The following is a 16,020-nucleotide window of genomic DNA, read 5'->3' on the forward strand; positions in this document are numbered from 1 at the left end:
CCTGGCCGATAACCCCGGGCATGCCGACGCGTGGCGCTGCCCGGTCGGCTGCACAGATCCGCTCAGTAAAAAATGAATTTTCGGCAAGCAGTCGCTGTCGCATGATAGCGCACTGCCACTGCCTGCATTGAGCGTCGCAAGCTGACCCGGACTTCCCTACTTTCCACCCGTGCGCGATGTTGAGTATTGCCATGAACACCTACGAGTCACCCGCTGTTTACCCAACCATCCTGCTGGTGGAGGACGAGCCGATCCTGCGTGAACTGCTGACCTGCGCCCTGCAAGAGCTGGGCGCCTCGGTCTTTGCGGTGGGTACTGCCGAAGAGGGCCGGCGCCTGTCGCTGCAGCAGGCGTTTTCGCTGCTGCTCACCGACGTCAGAACGCCCGGCCCGTTGAACGGGCTGGCGCTTGCGCAGGAGATTCGTGAGCGTCAACCGGCGACCCGGATCATCGTCATGAGTGGTTACCACGACGCAGCCAGCACCCGGTTACCGACGGGTGCGGTATTTCTGCCCAAGCCCTGGTCCCTTGACCAGTTGCTCGCGGTCATTGGCGAGCAGTTGGGGGAGATCGAACCGCCGGTCGTCAGGCCTGCGGCCTGACCCCGGCAGCTGCCCCCTCCAGCGCATGCCGAAGGGGTGGCGCTGGACACGCAGCAGGTTCAGGAATTGAAGCCCAGCCCTGATGACAGGTCAGAGCCGCGGCCTGGCTGCACCGGCTGTGTGTCGGTGCCCTGGGCAAGGGTCTGGGAGACCGTGGCCTTCACCTCGCTGCCTTTGGTCTTCAGGGTTTCCGCCAGCCGATCACTGCTGGCGCCCATGAGCTGATCCTCCTTGTGGGTACCGGGTAGCGCCGCGCCCAACGCAGCCCCCAGGGCAATGCCCAGCGCGGCCAACAGCAGCGGCTGCTCGTGCAGCAAATGGTCAAGCTGGCCTTTCAGTACCGTTGCCTGGTCGCCGACCTTGTGTGCGGAACCGCGCAGGGTATCGGCAGATGCCCCCATGGATTCACGCGCACCGCTGCCCAGTTCACTGGCGCGGTCGCGCATGTCGTGCGCTTTCATGCGGACTTTCTGGCTGGCGTCGTGCATCGCCTCGCCTGCCGATGCGAAGGCGCCCTTCACGGTGTCCACCGCCTCGCCAAGCTTTTCGCCAAGCCCTGGCCCCTGGTGCGCCGGCCCCGGGTTGAACGGGCGGTTCTGGTTGAGCCCGAGCCACGCCAGGCCCAGCACGGTCAGGGTGGCCGGCACGGGGTTGTTCTTCAGGGTGGTGCCCAGGTTGGTGAAGAACTCGCCGCCATTGCCCTTGGCGTAGGCCAGCACCCGGTCGACCATTTGACCCGGGCTCAGCCGCTGTTCCAGTGCATCGACCAGGTCGCTGATATGCTCGCGCTTGGCATTGATTTCCTGCTCGAGTTGCTCCGGGTCCTTGTGCGCTTCGTGTTCGAAGGAGGTGGTCATGGCAGTTTCCTCGTCAGCGTGTCCTTGTCCTGTTGCATGGCATGCAAGGTGCGGTCAGGGGCCAGGTGGCCAGGCTCGAACTGCTTCTTGCCCGACTGCAGCATGATGAAGCCGATCACCACCGTGACCGCACCCACGATCAGCGCCGCCAGCCATGGCTGGACCACCAGGGCCAGTGCGTAGACCGCGGCCAGCAACAGCATGATGAACCCCGCCAGGACCACGATTGCTCCGGCCGCCACCGCTGCAGTGCCAGCCTTCAGGGTAGCCAGGTTGTGCTGCAGCTCGGCCTTGGCCAGGGCCAGTTCCTTGGTGAACAGCTCTGGCACCTCACGCATCAACTGACGCAGCAAGCCACCGATGCCGACCGGGTCGTCAGCCGGTGTATGCAACCCTGGGGTAGTGTGTAAAGGATCCTTGTTCATCATTCGCCTCCTTTGAGCGGGTCACGTTCGAACGGGCTGCCACTGACCGGCGTGCCGGCACCGGGCCCGATCGGGTCGACCGGGGTATAGGGTTCACGGGTAGAGACGTCACTGCCCCGGTCGGGCGTGACTGGCTGCGCTGGCCGCGGCTCGGTGAAGCCAGGCTCTGGTACCGAGGGTGAGCCCGCATGGGGATCGCTGGCACGCATGAAGCGTGAAATGGCAAAGCCGACGGCCACGCTGCCGGCGAGGAACAACGCCGGATTGCTCCGCGCCAGCTGCGCACCGCGTTGCAACAGGCTTTCGGCGCTTTCGTGACGCACCTGCTCGGCAAAGTCGCCCATGCACTCCGCCGCCTGGGTCAGGTACCGCGACAGGCCAAGGCTGTCATGGCCTTCCAGGGCGGCTGCGGCCGACCGTGCGCCTTCCTGCAAGGAGTCGAGCTGGTCGGCTGCACTGTCGCGGTAATGCTCCAGCTGCTCGCTGCCTTTCTGCCTGGCCTCACCCAGCAAGGCCCCTGCTTCTTCGCCAATGGCATGTACGTGGTCCGCGTTGCGGTCGGGCGGAGAGGTCGAGCTTTGATCGGTCTTTTCCATCATTACGTCCTCGAAGCGGGTTGTTGGACAAATGCCGGATTTCTGCAGGCATTCCATTCGAGGGACGTAGCCACGCGTCGATGAGTTCACTCGTGATGATCTGTGACATCTGCCCAGCGGACCAATGAACCGCGCGCCTGTAATCCGGGGACCGTGCATTGGCGCAAGAGCTTCAGTGGCCGTGGTAATCAGCGCCGGCAATAGCCTTGAGGAAGGCGCGGTCCGCCAGCCGCCGCAGGTCACGGCACTGCTCCCAGCACACCAGGCCAAGGCGGTCCATCTCTTCGGCCTGACGGAGCAGTTCCTCGTGATGGCTGCTGGGGCAGTCACGCCTTCGCTCGACATCGTCGAACAGGCAGAACCAGCGGTTGATCGCCTCGAGCCGGCGCTGCTCCATGCTGATCTGCCCGCTAAGCGCATTCATGTCGGCCGCCCTCCAGTGTTTGTCAGTCGAGCCCTGACGACGAAACAAGGTTCATTCGAACGCGCTCACCGAGGCGCCGGGTTCGCCACTGAATGATTCCACCTGAACTTTCCCGCTGCCCCTGGCTTCCCCTGCATAGAGCAGCATCAAACCCACCCGCATTGCAGGAGCTGAACCCATGAGAGCATTGACATACCACGGGGCCCAGGACGTCCGGGTCGACAATGTCCCTGACCCGGCCATCCAGGACGAGGACGACATCATCCTGCGGGTTACCGCTACCGCCATCTGCGGATCCGACCTGCACCTGTACCACGGCAAGATCCCGCAGACCGAGCCCGGCGATATCTTCGGCCACGAGTTCATGGGCATCGTCGAGGAGACCGGCCGTGGCGTCACCAACCTGCAGGTTGGCGACCGGGTGGTAATCCCCTTCGTGATCGCCTGTGGCAGTTGCTTCTTCTGCCAGCTCGAGCAATTCGCCGCTTGCGAAACCACCAACACCGGGCGTGGCGCGATCCTCAACAAGAAGGGCATCCCGCCAGGTGCTGCACTGTTCGGCTACAGCCACCTGTACGGCGGCGTACCCGGTGGCCAGGCCGATTTCGTGCGGGTGCCGAAGGCCAATGTCGGCCCGTTCAAGGTGCCCACCGCCCTGCCCGACGACAAGGTGCTGTTCCTCTCGGACATCCTGCCGACGGCGTGGCAGGCCGTGACCAATGCCCAGGTCGGCCAAGGTTCGACCGTGGCCATTTATGGCGCCGGTCCGGTCGGCCTGCTGAGTGCAGCCTGCGCACGGATGCTCGGCGCCCAGACGATCTTCATGGTCGATGACAACGACTACCGCCTGGCATTCGCCCGCGACGCCTACGGCGTGGTACCGATCAACTTCGAGCAGGATGACGACCCGGCCGACAGCATCATCCGCCTGACCCCAGGCATGCGCGGCGTGGATGCAGTGATCGATGCGGTCGGCTTCGAGGCCAAGGGCAGTACCACCGAAACGGTGCTGACCACGCTGAAGATCGAGGGCAGCAGTGGCAAGGCGCTGCGCCAGAGCATCGCCGCCGTGCGCCGTGGCGGTGTGGTCAGCGTGCCGGGGGTGTATGCCGGGTTCATCCACGCCTTCATGTTTGGCGATGCTTTCGACAAGGGCCTGACCTTCAAGATGGGCCAGACCCATGTGCAGAAGTTCCTACCCGAACTGCTCGAACATATCGAAGCCGGGCGCCTGGCGCCTGAACTGATCGTCAGCCACCGCCTGGCCCTGGAAGAAGCGGCCATGGGCTACCGGATGTTCGACCAGAAGCAGGACGACTGCCGCAAGGTCATCCTCGTGCCGGGCGCTGCTGCCGGCACCTTGGGACCAGACCACGCATTCGGGGGGAGCCGACCATGATCGATCCGGCAACCGGCATGAGGCCGGGCGAGCGATACAGTGTGGAAAGCCTGGAGCGGGCGCATCAGTTTCCCGGGTTCTTCCTTGACGGCAGATACTACCTGGGACCCGAACTGCTGACCGCCGCCGGTTGGCTCGAAGGGCAACGGTTCATCTATGACGCGCTCGACGCCACCGGCGAACCGGTGTTCCCGGGCCGTGCGGCTGGCGATATAAAGGACCTGACCTTGACCCTGGTCGACGGCACGCCTCTGCAGTTGACCCCCATCGATGCCTGGGCAGTCGAGAGCGATCGGCGCAGACCGCCGGGCGGGCGCCCCAAGCGGCACGACAAACCTGGCTTGCTGGCTGTCACGGCCATGCTGCTGTTGAGCGGCTGCGTACTGGCCGCACTGCGCCGTAGTCGACACTGAGCCAGTACGGGGCCTTCTTGGCAAAGGCCCCTGCGCCCAGAGCGGCACGACCTCAGGCCAGCTGAATGAACACCGCGTAACCCCCCAGCACGATCCAGAACACCAGGAATATCCACGGTGTGCGCAGCGAAAACAGCAACGACTTGCGGTGGCCCGCCTGCGAGGTTTCGGCCTCGCTGAACAGCGGCGACTCATCATAGGCCAGGCCCATCAATGGCTCGCTGCGCAGCAGGTGGCTCTGTTTCAGTTGCCAGTGCTCGATGATCTTGTAGGCGGCCCGAATGCCCGGCCAGGCATTGAGTGTACTGAGCACTCCAAGCAAGGCGAGAAACGGCGGCACGATCAGGGTGAACATCTCGCCCCAGCTCTGGTTCAGGTTACCCATCGACGATACGAATGCAATGACCAGAAAGGACTGTGCCGTGAGGTAGGCGTCGGTGCGATTGGCAAGGATGCTGGTTTCGTACTGGATCTCATGGCGGTAGAAATCCAGCCGCTCCTTTGGCGAACCGAACATGCGGGCGTTGTGTTCGTCGATTTCGTGCTCGGGGGTAGCGGGAGTGATGATGCGTGGCACGATGGCTCCTGGAAGGTGAAAGTGATGTGGCCTGCACAGGGTTCGTCGAGCCGGTACGGCCGGTGTGGGCGCGGGTTGCCCCGCAGACACCAGCACAACCGGTGCCATGCAGCGCCTGCCCACAACGTCCGTACTGCCGCCCCGGCGCCCTATCCCTTGCTGTGTTCAGGTGAAGACGGCCCGGTGCCGCGCTTGATGCCGCGCGGTCCGAGCACACCCCAGATGGCCAGGCCGACAACCGGCAGGGCCAGCAACAGCAGCGCCCACATGGCCTTGGTTACATCGCGCTTGTCGCTACGGAACACGCTGACGATGGCCCACAGGTCGACCAACAGAATGATCGCCGCCACGGCGATCCAGAAATACGTTACAGGCTCGGTCATGATCGCCTCTCCTCTGGTTAGACCGGCAGCGGTGCAATGCTGCGCACCACCACCCTCCTACTAAGAGGAAGCCACCAGGCCGGGCAAAGTTCAGCAGGCTTTCCCCGGCGTTGATGGGCGGCTCACATGCACTGAACCAACCGTGCAAGAAACACGTCCACCACAAAACAACGCATGAGTGACCTGCCATGGCGACCGACCCCCTACGCGAGGCCATCGATTACCTGAAAACCCACAAGCTGGTGCTGACTACTGCAGAATCCTGCACGGCCGGCGCCATGGTTGCGCTGCTGGCGGCAGTGCCCGGCACCGGTGAGGTGCTGGAAAGCGGCTACGTGGTATACGCGCCCAGCGCCAAGAAACGCCTGCTCGGCGTCAACCCACAGACCATCGAACGCTACGGGCTGACCAGCGAAGCGGTAGCCTGGGAGATGGCCCTGGGCGCCCTGAAAGACAGCGATGCCACGGTAGCGATTGCCTGCACCGGTGTCGCCGGGCCGGAGCCGCAGGATGCCATCCCACCTGGCACCCTGTGTTTCGCCTGGGCATTCACCGGTGAACCGCTGGCCGTGTTCACGCGTACCCAGCGCTTTTTTGGCGAACGGGCAGATATCATGCGCCAGGGCGCGCTGTATGGCTTGTCGCACCTGGCCCATTACCACCAGCGCTGGTTGCGCGGCGAACGCGCCTGAGGGCCAGGCGCATGAGCGACGACGAGCTGGTTTCGAGGCATCATCCGGTCGAGGAAGACATGCGCATGCAGCAGCGTGTGTGGCGCTTCGAACGGGTCGGCTGGTACGTGCTGGTGGCGATCGTGCTGCTGGCCTTGGCCGGGCTGTTTGGCAACGGCCCGCTCAGTGACGCTCGGGTGGCCAGTGATGATGGTCGCGTGCAGGTCGAGTATCAGCGGCTCAGCCGCAGCGGCACCACCGACAACCTGCGCATCACGGTACGCGGCAAGCCGGGGGAGCCGGTGGTGGTGGAGCTTGGCGGCAGCCTGCTGCGCGAAGCCAGCATCGAAACGATACAGCCCGAGCCGCAAGTGTCACGTTCCCATGGCCAGTCGCTGCAGTTGCAGCTTGGCACCAGCGAGGACGGCGTCGCTACCCTGTACCTGACCTTGCGCAGCGAACATGTCGGCAGGCTCGAAGGTGTGGTCAGGGCAGGACAGAGCAGCGCCGTGCATTTCGCCACCTTTCTCTACCCCTAGGAGTTCGACGACATGGATTCGATCCTGCGCGCCACAGCCATGTACATCGCCCTGATGCTGCTGTTTCGCGTGGCCGGCAGGCGCTCGCTGGCCGACCTGACCACCTTCGACTTCGTCCTCCTGCTGATCATCGGCGAAGCGACCCAGCAGGCATTGCTCGGCGAGGATTTCTCCTTTATCAATGCCATGCTGGTGATCGCCACGCTGATCGTGCTGGATGTCGGCCTGTCACTGGCCAAGCTCAATTCCCGACGCCTGGCACGCCTGCTCGACGGCCACGCGACCCTGGTGGTGGAACAGGGGCGTTTCCTCCATCAGCGCATGCGGCGGGCACGCCTGACCGAAGACGATATCCTCGAGTCGGCCCGCGACAGCCAGGGCCTCGAACGTGTCGAGCAGATCAAGTTCGCCATCGTCGAACGCAACGGCAAGATCTCGATCATCGCGCAGGAGTGACCGCACCGTCCGGTTGCAGCACATACGCCAGCAGGCTGGCGGCACAGGCGCTGATGCCCTCCAGCAGTATCATCTCGAAACCGTGGGTGTTCTCGGTCGGGATGGCAATGCACCCGGCGCGGGCATCGGTCCCCGTGCTGAGCACTGCGCTCGCGTCCGAGGCGAAATCCACCAGCAGGGCCGGCTGCGGTGTGTACCCTGCCCTGCGCGTGGCGGCCATCAGCGCCTGCACCACGCTGCGGCTGTAATAGCCCTTCTGGTCGCCGGTATTGATGATCGGGTCGGCTGACAGGCGGGTGCCGTATTCGTCCAGCACCGGTCCGACCTCCACCGCAATCGTCGTGTCGCCCGGCAGCCTGGCGGCGGCATACATGGCGCCGGCGTTGGATTCTTCTTCGTGGGTGGTCAGCACGAACCAGACATCCTGGCGCAGTTCGCTGCGCCGCCGTTGCAGCAGGCGCGCGCAATGAATCACCGCCGCCAGCGGGGCGCGGTCATCGAGAAAATGCGCGGCAATGCAGTCCTCGACCTGGTACGGTTGCCGCCAGTGCTGGCTCAGTACCACTCGCGTGCCCGGGCGCACACCGGCCTGCTCGAGTGCCAGTGGGGTCAGGCGGGTGACGACGTAGACATCCTTCCATTGCACGGCCCCGGACAACACATCACGTCCACTCCCCGACTGCCCGCTGTTGTGCATCGAACCGTAGGACAGGACACCGGGGAGCATCCGATGATCGGCCATGATGTCGACCGGGCACACGCCGAAACTGATGGGCTGCGCACCACCCAGCGCCAGCACCTCGAGGTTGCCGTCCGGCCTGACCTTCTTGACGATCATGGCGATTTCATCGAGGTGAGCCATGATCCGTATCGCCGCTGCTGGGTCGGCCGGGACCGCCGAGCGGATGACACCGATAACGTTGCCGGCGCTGTCGTCATGCACCTCTTCGCAACAGGCGGCCAGCGCTTGCCGGGCTACAGCCCGGACCTCGTCTTCCTGGCCGCCCGGGCCACGCGCCAGCAACAAGGTATTGAGTAACGGCAGAATCTCCACAAACCTTCCTCTGCGATCAAGGGCCGCAGGTGCGGCCCTGATTGACAACGTCATGGCCAGCAAGGCACTTCACGCCTCGCCGGAAGACCCGCTCGAGAACTTCTTCACATCGATGGGGGGCGCGACGAACTCAGGCCCCTGGCCCGATGCCCGCCAACGCACATTGGCCAACCCGTAACGCTCGGCCATCGGCCGGCTGACCTTCTTGATCTTGTGCTGGCCAAACCTGGGGATGATTCCCACGCCGGCATCGCAACTTGCCCAGTGCCAGGCTTCGGCATTGTCCATGCGTTCCTGACGGATGATGAACGTCCGATATTCCCCATGAAGCTCGTACTCGATCACAAACAACTGCTGTCCTGCCATTGGGCTCTCCTCCGTTGATTCAGGCTAATTGAGCCCGCGAATGGCCAAAAGATTCATTTATTCTGACTCGCTGGTCATCCCCACCCCGTGCCGCTGCTGCACGGTGCGTTGATCAACCGCTTTGAACCTTGCGCCCAGCGCTTCACTCCATCGAAGGCAACCGTGATTTTTCCGAGCCCGAAGAGGTGATTCATGAACGCAATCGATCTGTTGGTCCAGGACCATGAACTGGTGAAGAAGCTGCTGGAAGAGCTGTCCTCCACCACCGAGCGTGCGGTGAAAAAACGCAGCGAGCTGCTCGAACGCATCAAGCAGGAGGTGTCCATCCATACCGCCCTCGAAGAGGAAATCCTCTACCCGGCGATCAAGCAGGCCGGTGGCAAGGAAGAGGCGAAGATGTACTACGAGGCCAAGGAGGAGCACCGTGCCGTCGATTCCCTGGTGCTGCCGGACCTGCTGCAGACCGACACCGGCACCCTCGAGTTTGCCGGCCGGGTCAAGGTCATGAAGGAGCTGCTGGAGCATCATATCGAAGAAGAGGAAAGCGAGCTGTTCCCGACCGCCCGCAAACTGCTGGGTAACGCGGCGCTGGAGGAGATGGGCCAGGCCATGCAAGCCCAGAAGAAACTGCTCAAGGGCGAGCAGAACGCCGCCTGATAACGGCCTGCGCGCCCCGCCGGGCGCGCAGGCGCGCGTGGAAGTGTGTGATGGAATATTGGATCGACTGGTTGCAATGGCCCGCCATGGCCCTGACCGTGCTGGCCGCCTGGTGCATTGGCTCGCGCCGCCCTGGCCGACGCAAGCTGGGTTTCTGCTGTTTCATCGCCAGCAACCTGCTGTGGGCGATCTGGGGCTGGCAAGTCCAGGCCTGGGCACTGATCATGCTGCAGGTCTGCCTGTGCGCGATGAACCTGCGTGGATGGAAAAAGAACACCGCCATGGAAGCGGGCTGAACGCCCGCTTTGTCTGACTCAGCGCAGGTAGCGCTGAAGCCTCAAGGCGTCCCCCACTGCAGCACCGGAGGCCGTGTTGTCGAAGATGCACCAGGTCGGCACGCCAGCGGCGCGGCTGCGCTGCAACTGCTCGGCCAGGCGCCGGAGACAGGCGTCGGGGTAGGTGCTGTGATAGATGCGCGGTTCGCCATGCAGGCGCCAGTAGACCAGGCCGGGCCAGCCGCCTGGCTGGGCATCGGTGTCGAAGCGCGAAGGGCTGGCTGCCACCTGGGCGATCTGCAGGTCGGTAAGCATCGAGTGTGCGGCCTGCCAGCTGACGTGCCTGGGCTCCAACGCTACCGGCCCGGCATAGCGGGTTCGCAGGTCTGCAAAGAACTGCCAGGCGGTGTCGGGGGCGTAATCCAGCGAAGGGGGCAATTGCACCAGCAGGCAGCCCAGGTGCTCGCCCAACTGGCCGCACTGGGCGAGAAACGCTTCCAACGCTGGCATGGCCCCGCGCAGGCGCTGTTCGTGGGTAATGCGCTTCGGCAGCTTCACCGCAAAGCGAAAATCCGCCGCGACGGACGCTGCCCAGCGGGCATAGGTCTCGGGCCGATGCGGCCGGTAGAACGAACTGTTGATCTCGACGGCGTTCAAGCCCGTGGCATAGCGCTGCAGGTGGCTGCCGGGCGCTGGAAACTCATCGGCGTACTGGCGAGGCAGACTCCAACCTGCGCAACCCAGATGAATCATTACCTATCACTCCTGATCGTTCCCCGGTGACGGGCTCCCTCAATGGAACATCCCCGAGACGCGACGTTCCATTGGCGACATCCAGTTGAACAGCTGGCGAACCAGGGCGACCTAAGTCAGGTAACCAACCTGCAAGGAGACACGTCATGATCGACCCCAACCACCCCGACCCGTATGTCGACGAGGTGCCGCACAATCCCGGCGAGCCTGTTCCCGAACCTGAACCTGAAGAGGAAGCGCCCGATTGGCCGGAAGGCCAGGTGCCACCCGAGGAACAGTCCGACGGCTGAGGTTCAGCCGCCAAGTGAGTCGACACCGGACGCCTGACGCCCGGTCGCCATCCGCAGAGCGCATCCCTCAACCGCGCCCGGCCCATGGTTTCGCCGGGCATAGGCTGGTTCGTCCAAGGATGCGCGACAGCCACTGCACACCACCACTCGTCGCCTATGCGCAGATTCCTTACAACCTTCCCCCGCCTGCCCTTCTTCTAACTCAACGAGCCTGAACATTCGGTAACACAATACGGGACTAGAACATGGCAAAGGCATATACGGAAGCCGCTAGGCTGCTCGGCCTGCTGGTGCTGGGGGGCATCGCGCTGCAGTTGTCCGGGTGCGACATGGTGCTGTTCAACCCCAAGGGCCAGGTCGGCGTCGAGCAGCGCAACCTGATCATCCTCGCCACGCTGCTGATGCTGATCGTGGTGCTGCCGGTGATGATCATGGCGCTGGTGTTCTCGGTGCATTACCGGGCCTCCAACGTCAAAGCGCGGTACACGCCGGAGTGGAGCCACTCGCGGGCTATCGAGCTGGTGGTCTGGGGCGTGCCGCTGGTCATCATCATCGTCCTCGGCATCGTCACCTGGCGCTCCACCCATGCGCTGGACCCCTACCGCCCGCTACAGTCCGACGCCCGCCCGATCAAGGTGCAGGTGATCGCCACCGACTGGAAGTGGCTGTTCGTCTACCCCGAGCTGGGCATTGCCTCGGTCAACGAGCTGGCCATGCCGGTGGACACGCCAGTGGACTTCCGGGTGACTTCGGACGGTGCCATCACCTCGTTCTTCATCCCCGCCCTCGGCGGGCAGATCTACGCCATGGCCGGCATGCAGACGCAGCTGCACCTGATCGCCAACCATGCCGGCAGCTATACCGGCATCGCCGCCAACTACAACGGCCCCGGTTTTTCCGACATGCACTTCAAGGCCCTGGCCCTCGACCCGACCGGCTTCGACGCCTGGGTGGCCAAGGTCCGTGGTTCGCAGCGGCGTCTCGATCAAGCCAGCTACACGCAGCTGGCCAAGCCCAGTATTGCCCACCCGGTGGAGCACTACGCCGCCGTCGACGAACACCTGTTCCAGTCACTGATCGACAAGTACCAGGGCGTCAAGCGCTCGCGCGAGGTCGAGCGACGTCTGAGCGACCCACAAGCTGATGCAGCGCAACCCGGCAAGGAGTAACGCACATGTTCGGAAAACTGACCTGGGATGCCATCCCCTTCGGCGAGCCCATCATCATGTACACGCTGGCGGTGGTCGGGCTGATCGGCATCGGCGGCATCGGCGCAATCAGCTACAAGCGCAAGTGGACGTACCTGTGGCGGGAATGGTTCACCTCGGTCGACCACAAGCGCATCGGCGTGATGTACATCGTGGTCGCCCTGGTGATGCTGCTGCGCGGCTTCGCCGATGCGCTGATGATGCGCACCCAGCAGGCCATGGCCGCCGACGGCTCGCCGGGCTACCTGCCACCGGAGCACTACGACCAGATCTTCACCGCCCACGGGGTGATCATGATCTTCTTCATGGCCATGCCGTTCGTGGTCGGCCTGATGAACATCGTGGTGCCGTTGCAGATCGGCGCCCGCGACGTGGCCTATCCGTTCCTCAACGCGGTCAGCTTCTGGCTGTTCGTTGCCGGCGCCCTGCTGGTCAACATTTCCCTCGGCATCGGCGAGTTCGCCCGTACCGGCTGGGTCGCCTACCCGCCGTTGTCCGGCATCGGCTACAGCCCGGGCGTCGGCGTGGACTACTACATCTGGTCGCTACAGATATCCGGCATCGGCACCTTGCTCACGGGCCTGAACTTCTTCGTCACCATTCTCAAGATGCGCACCACCGGAATGACCCTGTTCCGCATGCCGGTGTTCACCTGGACCGTGCTGTGCACCTCGATCCTGATCCTGGCGGCCTTCCCCATCCTTACTGCGACGTTGTTCATGCTCACCCTGGACCGCTACCTGGGCATGCACTTCTTCACCAACGAACTGGGCGGCAACCCGATGATGTACATCAACCTCATCTGGGCCTGGGGCCACCCGGAGGTGTACATCCTGATCCTGCCGGCCTTCGGCATCTTCTCCGAAGTGGCCTCGACCTTTTCGCGCAAGCGCCTGTTCGGCTACTACTCGCTGGTGTGGGCGACCATCGTCATCACCGTACTGTCGTTCATCGTCTGGGTGCACCACTTCTTCACCATGGGCGCCGGGCCCAATGTCAACGCGTTCTTCGGCATCATGACCATGATCATCGCCGTGCCGACCGGGGTGAAGATCTTCACCTGGCTGTTCACCATGTACCGGGGGCGGGTGCGCTTCGAAACGCCGATGCTGTGGACCGTGGGTTTCATCGTCACCTTCAGCATCGGCGGCATGACCGGCGTACTGCTCGCCGTGCCGGGTGCCGACTTCCTGCTTCACAACAGCCTGTTCCTGATCGCGCATTTCCATAACGTGATCATTGGCGGCGCAGTGTTCGGCTACCTGTGCGGCCTCACCTACTGGTTCCCCAAGGCCTTCGGCTTCAAGCTCTACGACCCGCTGGGCCGTGCGGCGTTCTGGTGCTGGCTGGTCGGTTTCTATTGCGCCTTCATGCCATCGTACTTCCTTGGCTTCATGGGCATGACCCGGCGGCTGAACCACTTCGACGTGCCGGAGTGGCGGCCGTTGTTGCTACTGGAGATGCTCGGCGTGCTGATCATCCTGTGCGGTGTGGCCTGCCAGGTCATGCAGCTGGTGGTGAGCATCCGCAAGCGCCACGAAAACCGCGACCACACCGGCGACCCGTGGGACGGCCGGACCCTGGAATGGGCCACCGCCTCGCCGCCACCGTTCTACAACTTCGCCGAGCAGCCCGTGGTACATGGCATCGATGCCTATTGGGGGATGAAGGAGAAAGGCGTGAAAACCCTGGTGGAGGCAGACTTCCGCAAGATCCACATGCCATGCAACACCAGCCTCGGCGTGGTGCTCGGGGCCCTCGCCACGGTGATGGGCTTTGCCCTGGTCTGGCACATCTGGTGGCTGGTCATCGTCAGCCTGTTGGCCACGCTGGCGACGCTGGTGGTGCGCAGCTATGACCAGCACACCGAGTACTACGTGTCGGCCGAGGAAGTCGAGCGCGTGGAAACCGAACGGCGCCAACTGCTGGCGGAGGCCTGAGCCATGTCCCCTATCGTGCTGCAAGAAACCGCCCATCAGCAAGAGCAAGGCTACGAGGATGCCGGTTCCCTGAGCCTGTTCGGCTTCTGGGTGTACCTGATGACCGACTGCATCCTCTTCGCCACGCTGTTTGCCACCTACGCCGTGCTCGGCCAGGCGGTGGCCGGCGGGCCGAGCGCGGCGGACATCTTCGAGCTGCCGTATGTACTGGTCGAAACCTTCCTCTTGCTGTTAAGCAGCATCAGCTACGGCTACGCCATGCTGGCCAACCACCGCAAGGACAAACGCCGGGTGCTGCAGTGGCTCGGGGTGACCTTCCTGCTCGGCCTGGGCTTCATCGCCATGGAACTCAACGAATTCCACCACCTGATCGCCGAAGGCGCCGGCCCGCAGCGCAGTGCATTCCTGACCGGCTTCTTCACCCTGGTTGGTACCCATGGCCTGCATGTGCTGGTCGGCCTGATATGGATGGCCTTGCTGATGATCCAGGTGCAGCAACGCGGCCTGTGCTGCGTCAACTCCACACGCCTGAGCTGCCTGAGCCTGTTCTGGCACTTCCTCGACATCGTGTGGGTGTGCGTGTTTACCGTCGTCTACCTGTTCGGGGTGATCTGATGTCCAGTGAAAGCCAGGTCCACAGCAGTGCCGGTGCCAGCCAGAGCAGCCATCAATCCTACAACGTGGGTTTCCTGCTGGCCGCCATCCTCACCCTCGTGCCCTTCGCGCTGGCCATGTACCCCAGCCTGCCGCGCCATCTCACATTTCTGCTGGTGACGGTCTGCGCCGTGGTGCAGATCCTCGTGCACATGCTGTTCTTCCTGCACCTGAGCACGGCACGGGAACAACGCTGGAACCTGGTGGCGCTGGTGTTCACGGTGGTGATCATCGTGCTGCTGGTAGGGCTGTCGTTGTGGATCATGTACTACGTGCACGCCAACATGCTGGGTCTGTAGGCCCGGCCCCTTTCACCCGACCCTGACGGAAGGAGGCAAGCCCTCATGAGTGATCGCATCATCGCACTGTTCGCCGAGACCACGCTGTTCGGCATTTCCATCCTCAACCTGTTGCTGGCATTGGCCGTTGCCATCGTCACGTTCCTGGTCGCGCGGGCGGCCATCAGCTTCGTGCTGCGCCGTGTCAGGCGCTGGTCCGAACACGACGGCGTACTGAGCCAGGTGCTGGCCAAGGTCCTCGCGGGCACCAGCAATTTCCTCTTGCTGCTTGCCTCGCTGCTGGTCGGCCTGAGCATGCTCGACCTGCCCGAGCGTTGGCTGACGCGGGTCGGCAGCCTGTGGTTCGTGGTCGCGGCGTTGCAGATCGGGTTGTGGGCCAACCGCGCCATCGGCCTGGGCCTGAGCCGCTACTTCACGCGGCACAGCAGCAGTGGGCTGAACCAGGGCAGCGCGCTGGCCACCTTGTCGGCCTGGGGCGCCCGGGTATTGCTGTGGTCCGTGGTCCTGCTGGCGATGCTGTCCAACCTGGGCGTCAATATCACCGCCTTCGTCGCCAGCCTGGGCGTGGGCGGCATCGCCGTCGCGCTGGCGGTGCAGAACATTCTCGGTGACCTGTTCGCCTCGTTGTCGATCGCCGTGGACAAGCCCTTCGAAGTGGGCGACTTCATCGTCATCGGCCCGCTGGCCGGCACGGTGGAACACGTCGGGCTGAAGACCACGCGCATCCGCAGCCTGGGTGGCGAGCAGATCGTGATGGCCAACGCCAGCATGATCAGCAGCACCATCCAGAACTACAAACGCCTGCAGGAGCGGCGCATCGTGTTCGAGTTCGGCCTGTCCTACGACACGCCCACCGAGGCGGTGAAGAAGGCGCCGGCGATCGTCGAGGAAGCCATCAAGGCGCAGGACCAGGTCCGCTTCGATCGCGCTCACCTGCGCGGCTTCGGCAAGGAAGCGCTGGAGTTCGAGTGCGTGTACATCGTCAAGGACCCAGGTTACAACCTGTACATGGACATCCAGCAGGCCATCAATTTCCACCTGCTCGAGCGCTTCTCGAAAATCGGCGCCCAGTTTGCCGTACCGGTGCGCGCCATCAAGGTCACTGCCCTGCCGGAAGAAGCCCGTACCCAGGGGCAAGGCCGCGGGAGCCTGGGTATTCGTGGAGCATGAAGGGGCATCCTG

General features: G+C 63.7%; 22 protein-coding genes and 1 pseudogene. 14 read left to right on the plus strand and 9 right to left on the minus strand.

From position 1 onward, the window contains the following. Positions 1-191: 191 nt before the first annotated feature. Complete coding sequence (locus B4L76_RS12905; RefSeq protein ID WP_296232975.1) at positions 192-602, plus strand: response regulator; 411 nt, start codon at positions 192-194, stop codon at positions 600-602. A gap of 59 nt (positions 603-661) precedes the next feature. On the opposite strand, the gene B4L76_RS12910 is transcribed toward B4L76_RS12905, so the two are convergent. The 4 genes from B4L76_RS12910 to B4L76_RS12925 form a co-directional block, all read right to left on the minus strand. Further along, positions 662-1,459 (minus strand): DUF3618 domain-containing protein, encoded by a 798-nt coding sequence (locus tag B4L76_RS12910; RefSeq protein WP_296232976.1) that lies wholly within the window; start codon positions 1,457-1,459, stop codon positions 662-664. Further along, positions 1,456-1,884, minus strand: a complete 429-nt coding sequence (locus B4L76_RS12915) for a phage holin family protein (protein WP_296232978.1) — start codon at positions 1,882-1,884, stop codon at positions 1,456-1,458. The genes B4L76_RS12910 and B4L76_RS12915 overlap by 4 nt, the downstream gene beginning before the upstream one ends. Next, positions 1,884-2,480 (minus strand): hypothetical protein, encoded by a 597-nt coding sequence (locus tag B4L76_RS12920; RefSeq protein WP_296232979.1) that lies wholly within the window; start codon positions 2,478-2,480, stop codon positions 1,884-1,886. Before B4L76_RS12920 ends, B4L76_RS12915 begins: the two co-directional genes overlap by 1 nt. A gap of 172 nt (positions 2,481-2,652) precedes the next feature. Next, positions 2,653-2,904: a hypothetical protein gene (locus B4L76_RS12925; RefSeq protein ID WP_296232980.1), complete on the minus strand. Its 252-nt coding sequence runs from the start codon at positions 2,902-2,904 to the stop codon at positions 2,653-2,655. 178 nt (positions 2,905-3,082) lie between these two features. Here B4L76_RS12925 and B4L76_RS12930 point away from each other — a divergent pair, with 178 nt between their 5' ends. After that, positions 3,083-4,303 (plus strand): zinc-dependent alcohol dehydrogenase, encoded by a 1,221-nt coding sequence (locus tag B4L76_RS12930; RefSeq protein WP_296232981.1) that lies wholly within the window; start codon positions 3,083-3,085, stop codon positions 4,301-4,303. Then, positions 4,300-4,578: pseudogene (locus tag B4L76_RS12935) on the plus strand (short-chain dehydrogenase); the annotation flags it as partial. The gene B4L76_RS12930 and the pseudogene B4L76_RS12935, both read left to right, overlap by 4 nt. Before the next feature lie 190 nt (positions 4,579-4,768). Here B4L76_RS12935 and B4L76_RS12940 read toward each other — a convergent pair. Both B4L76_RS12940 and B4L76_RS12945 read right to left on the minus strand, forming a co-directional pair. Further along, positions 4,769-5,293 (minus strand): hypothetical protein, encoded by a 525-nt coding sequence (locus B4L76_RS12940; protein WP_296232983.1) that lies wholly within the window; start codon positions 5,291-5,293, stop codon positions 4,769-4,771. 149 nt (positions 5,294-5,442) lie between these two features. After that, positions 5,443-5,676 carry a PLDc N-terminal domain-containing protein gene (locus B4L76_RS12945; protein ID WP_289131281.1) on the minus strand — a complete coding sequence of 78 codons (234 nt, stop codon included), beginning with the start codon at positions 5,674-5,676 and terminating at the stop codon, positions 5,443-5,445. A gap of 188 nt (positions 5,677-5,864) precedes the next feature. On the opposite strand from B4L76_RS12945, the gene B4L76_RS12950 reads away from it, so the two are divergent. The 3 genes from B4L76_RS12950 to B4L76_RS12960 are packed head-to-tail and all read left to right on the plus strand — an operon-like array spanning position 5,865 to position 7,342. Continuing rightward, positions 5,865-6,368: a CinA family protein gene (locus B4L76_RS12950; protein WP_296232985.1), complete on the plus strand. Its 504-nt coding sequence runs from the start codon at positions 5,865-5,867 to the stop codon at positions 6,366-6,368. Between the two features lie 11 nt (positions 6,369-6,379). Beyond that, positions 6,380-6,886, plus strand: a complete 507-nt coding sequence (locus B4L76_RS12955) for a hypothetical protein (protein ID WP_296232987.1) — start codon at positions 6,380-6,382, stop codon at positions 6,884-6,886. Between the two features lie 12 nt (positions 6,887-6,898). Next, positions 6,899-7,342 (plus strand): DUF421 domain-containing protein, encoded by a 444-nt coding sequence (locus tag B4L76_RS12960; protein ID WP_296232988.1) that lies wholly within the window; start codon positions 6,899-6,901, stop codon positions 7,340-7,342. Here the strand turns inward: B4L76_RS12960 and B4L76_RS12965 are convergent. Together B4L76_RS12965 and B4L76_RS12970 are read right to left on the minus strand one after the other, a co-directional pair. After that, positions 7,326-8,396, minus strand: coding sequence for a M28 family peptidase (locus tag B4L76_RS12965; protein WP_296232990.1), 1,071 nt, complete (start codon positions 8,394-8,396; stop codon positions 7,326-7,328). The two genes, B4L76_RS12960 and B4L76_RS12965, sit on opposite strands and share 17 nt — an antisense overlap. Positions 8,397-8,465: 69 nt before the next feature. Next, positions 8,466-8,762 carry a DUF6555 family protein gene (locus tag B4L76_RS12970; RefSeq protein WP_296232992.1) on the minus strand — a complete coding sequence of 99 codons (297 nt, stop codon included), beginning with the start codon at positions 8,760-8,762 and terminating at the stop codon, positions 8,466-8,468. A 192-nt stretch (positions 8,763-8,954) separates the two neighbouring features. Here B4L76_RS12970 and B4L76_RS12975 point away from each other — a divergent pair, with 192 nt between their 5' ends. Then, positions 8,955-9,419, plus strand: a complete 465-nt coding sequence (locus B4L76_RS12975; RefSeq protein WP_296232993.1) for a hemerythrin domain-containing protein — start codon at positions 8,955-8,957, stop codon at positions 9,417-9,419. 50 nt (positions 9,420-9,469) lie between these two features. Further along, entirely contained in the window at positions 9,470-9,715 is a 246-nt protein-coding gene (locus B4L76_RS12980; protein WP_296232995.1) for a hypothetical protein, read from the plus strand. Positions 9,716-9,733: 18 nt separating this feature from the next. Here B4L76_RS12980 and B4L76_RS12985 read toward each other — a convergent pair whose 3' ends face one another. After that, positions 9,734-10,447 carry a DUF72 domain-containing protein gene (locus B4L76_RS12985; protein ID WP_296232997.1) on the minus strand — a complete coding sequence of 238 codons (714 nt, stop codon included), beginning with the start codon at positions 10,445-10,447 and terminating at the stop codon, positions 9,734-9,736. Positions 10,448-10,593: 146 nt separating this feature from the next. Between B4L76_RS12985 and B4L76_RS12990 the strand changes: the two genes are divergently transcribed. From B4L76_RS12990 to B4L76_RS13015, 6 genes are all read left to right on the plus strand, one after another. Further along, positions 10,594-10,737: a hypothetical protein gene (locus B4L76_RS12990; protein WP_296232998.1), complete on the plus strand. Its 144-nt coding sequence runs from the start codon at positions 10,594-10,596 to the stop codon at positions 10,735-10,737. Positions 10,738-10,982: 245 nt separating this feature from the next. Continuing rightward, positions 10,983-11,906: a ubiquinol oxidase subunit II gene (gene cyoA / locus B4L76_RS12995; RefSeq protein ID WP_296233000.1), complete on the plus strand. Its 924-nt coding sequence runs from the start codon at positions 10,983-10,985 to the stop codon at positions 11,904-11,906. A 5-nt stretch (positions 11,907-11,911) separates the two neighbouring features. Next, positions 11,912-13,885: a cytochrome o ubiquinol oxidase subunit I gene (cyoB, locus tag B4L76_RS13000; protein WP_296233001.1), complete on the plus strand. Its 1,974-nt coding sequence runs from the start codon at positions 11,912-11,914 to the stop codon at positions 13,883-13,885. Between the two features lie 3 nt (positions 13,886-13,888). Continuing rightward, the gene (gene cyoC / locus B4L76_RS13005; protein WP_296233002.1) at positions 13,889-14,500 is read left to right on the plus strand and encodes a cytochrome o ubiquinol oxidase subunit III; all 612 of its coding nucleotides are present in this window, start codon (positions 13,889-13,891) and stop codon (positions 14,498-14,500) included. Continuing rightward, entirely contained in the window at positions 14,500-14,838 is a 339-nt protein-coding gene (cyoD, locus tag B4L76_RS13010; protein ID WP_296233003.1) for a cytochrome o ubiquinol oxidase subunit IV, read from the plus strand. Before cyoC ends, cyoD begins: the two co-directional genes overlap by 1 nt. Before the next feature lie 45 nt (positions 14,839-14,883). Then, positions 14,884-16,008 (plus strand): mechanosensitive ion channel family protein, encoded by a 1,125-nt coding sequence (locus tag B4L76_RS13015; RefSeq protein ID WP_296233004.1) that lies wholly within the window; start codon positions 14,884-14,886, stop codon positions 16,006-16,008. The last annotated feature ends 12 nt before the right edge of the window (positions 16,009-16,020 follow it).

It is taken from the genome of Pseudomonas sp. UBA4617 (genome assembly GCF_002386445.1).
Taxonomy (GTDB): domain Bacteria; phylum Pseudomonadota; class Gammaproteobacteria; order Pseudomonadales; family Pseudomonadaceae; genus Aquipseudomonas.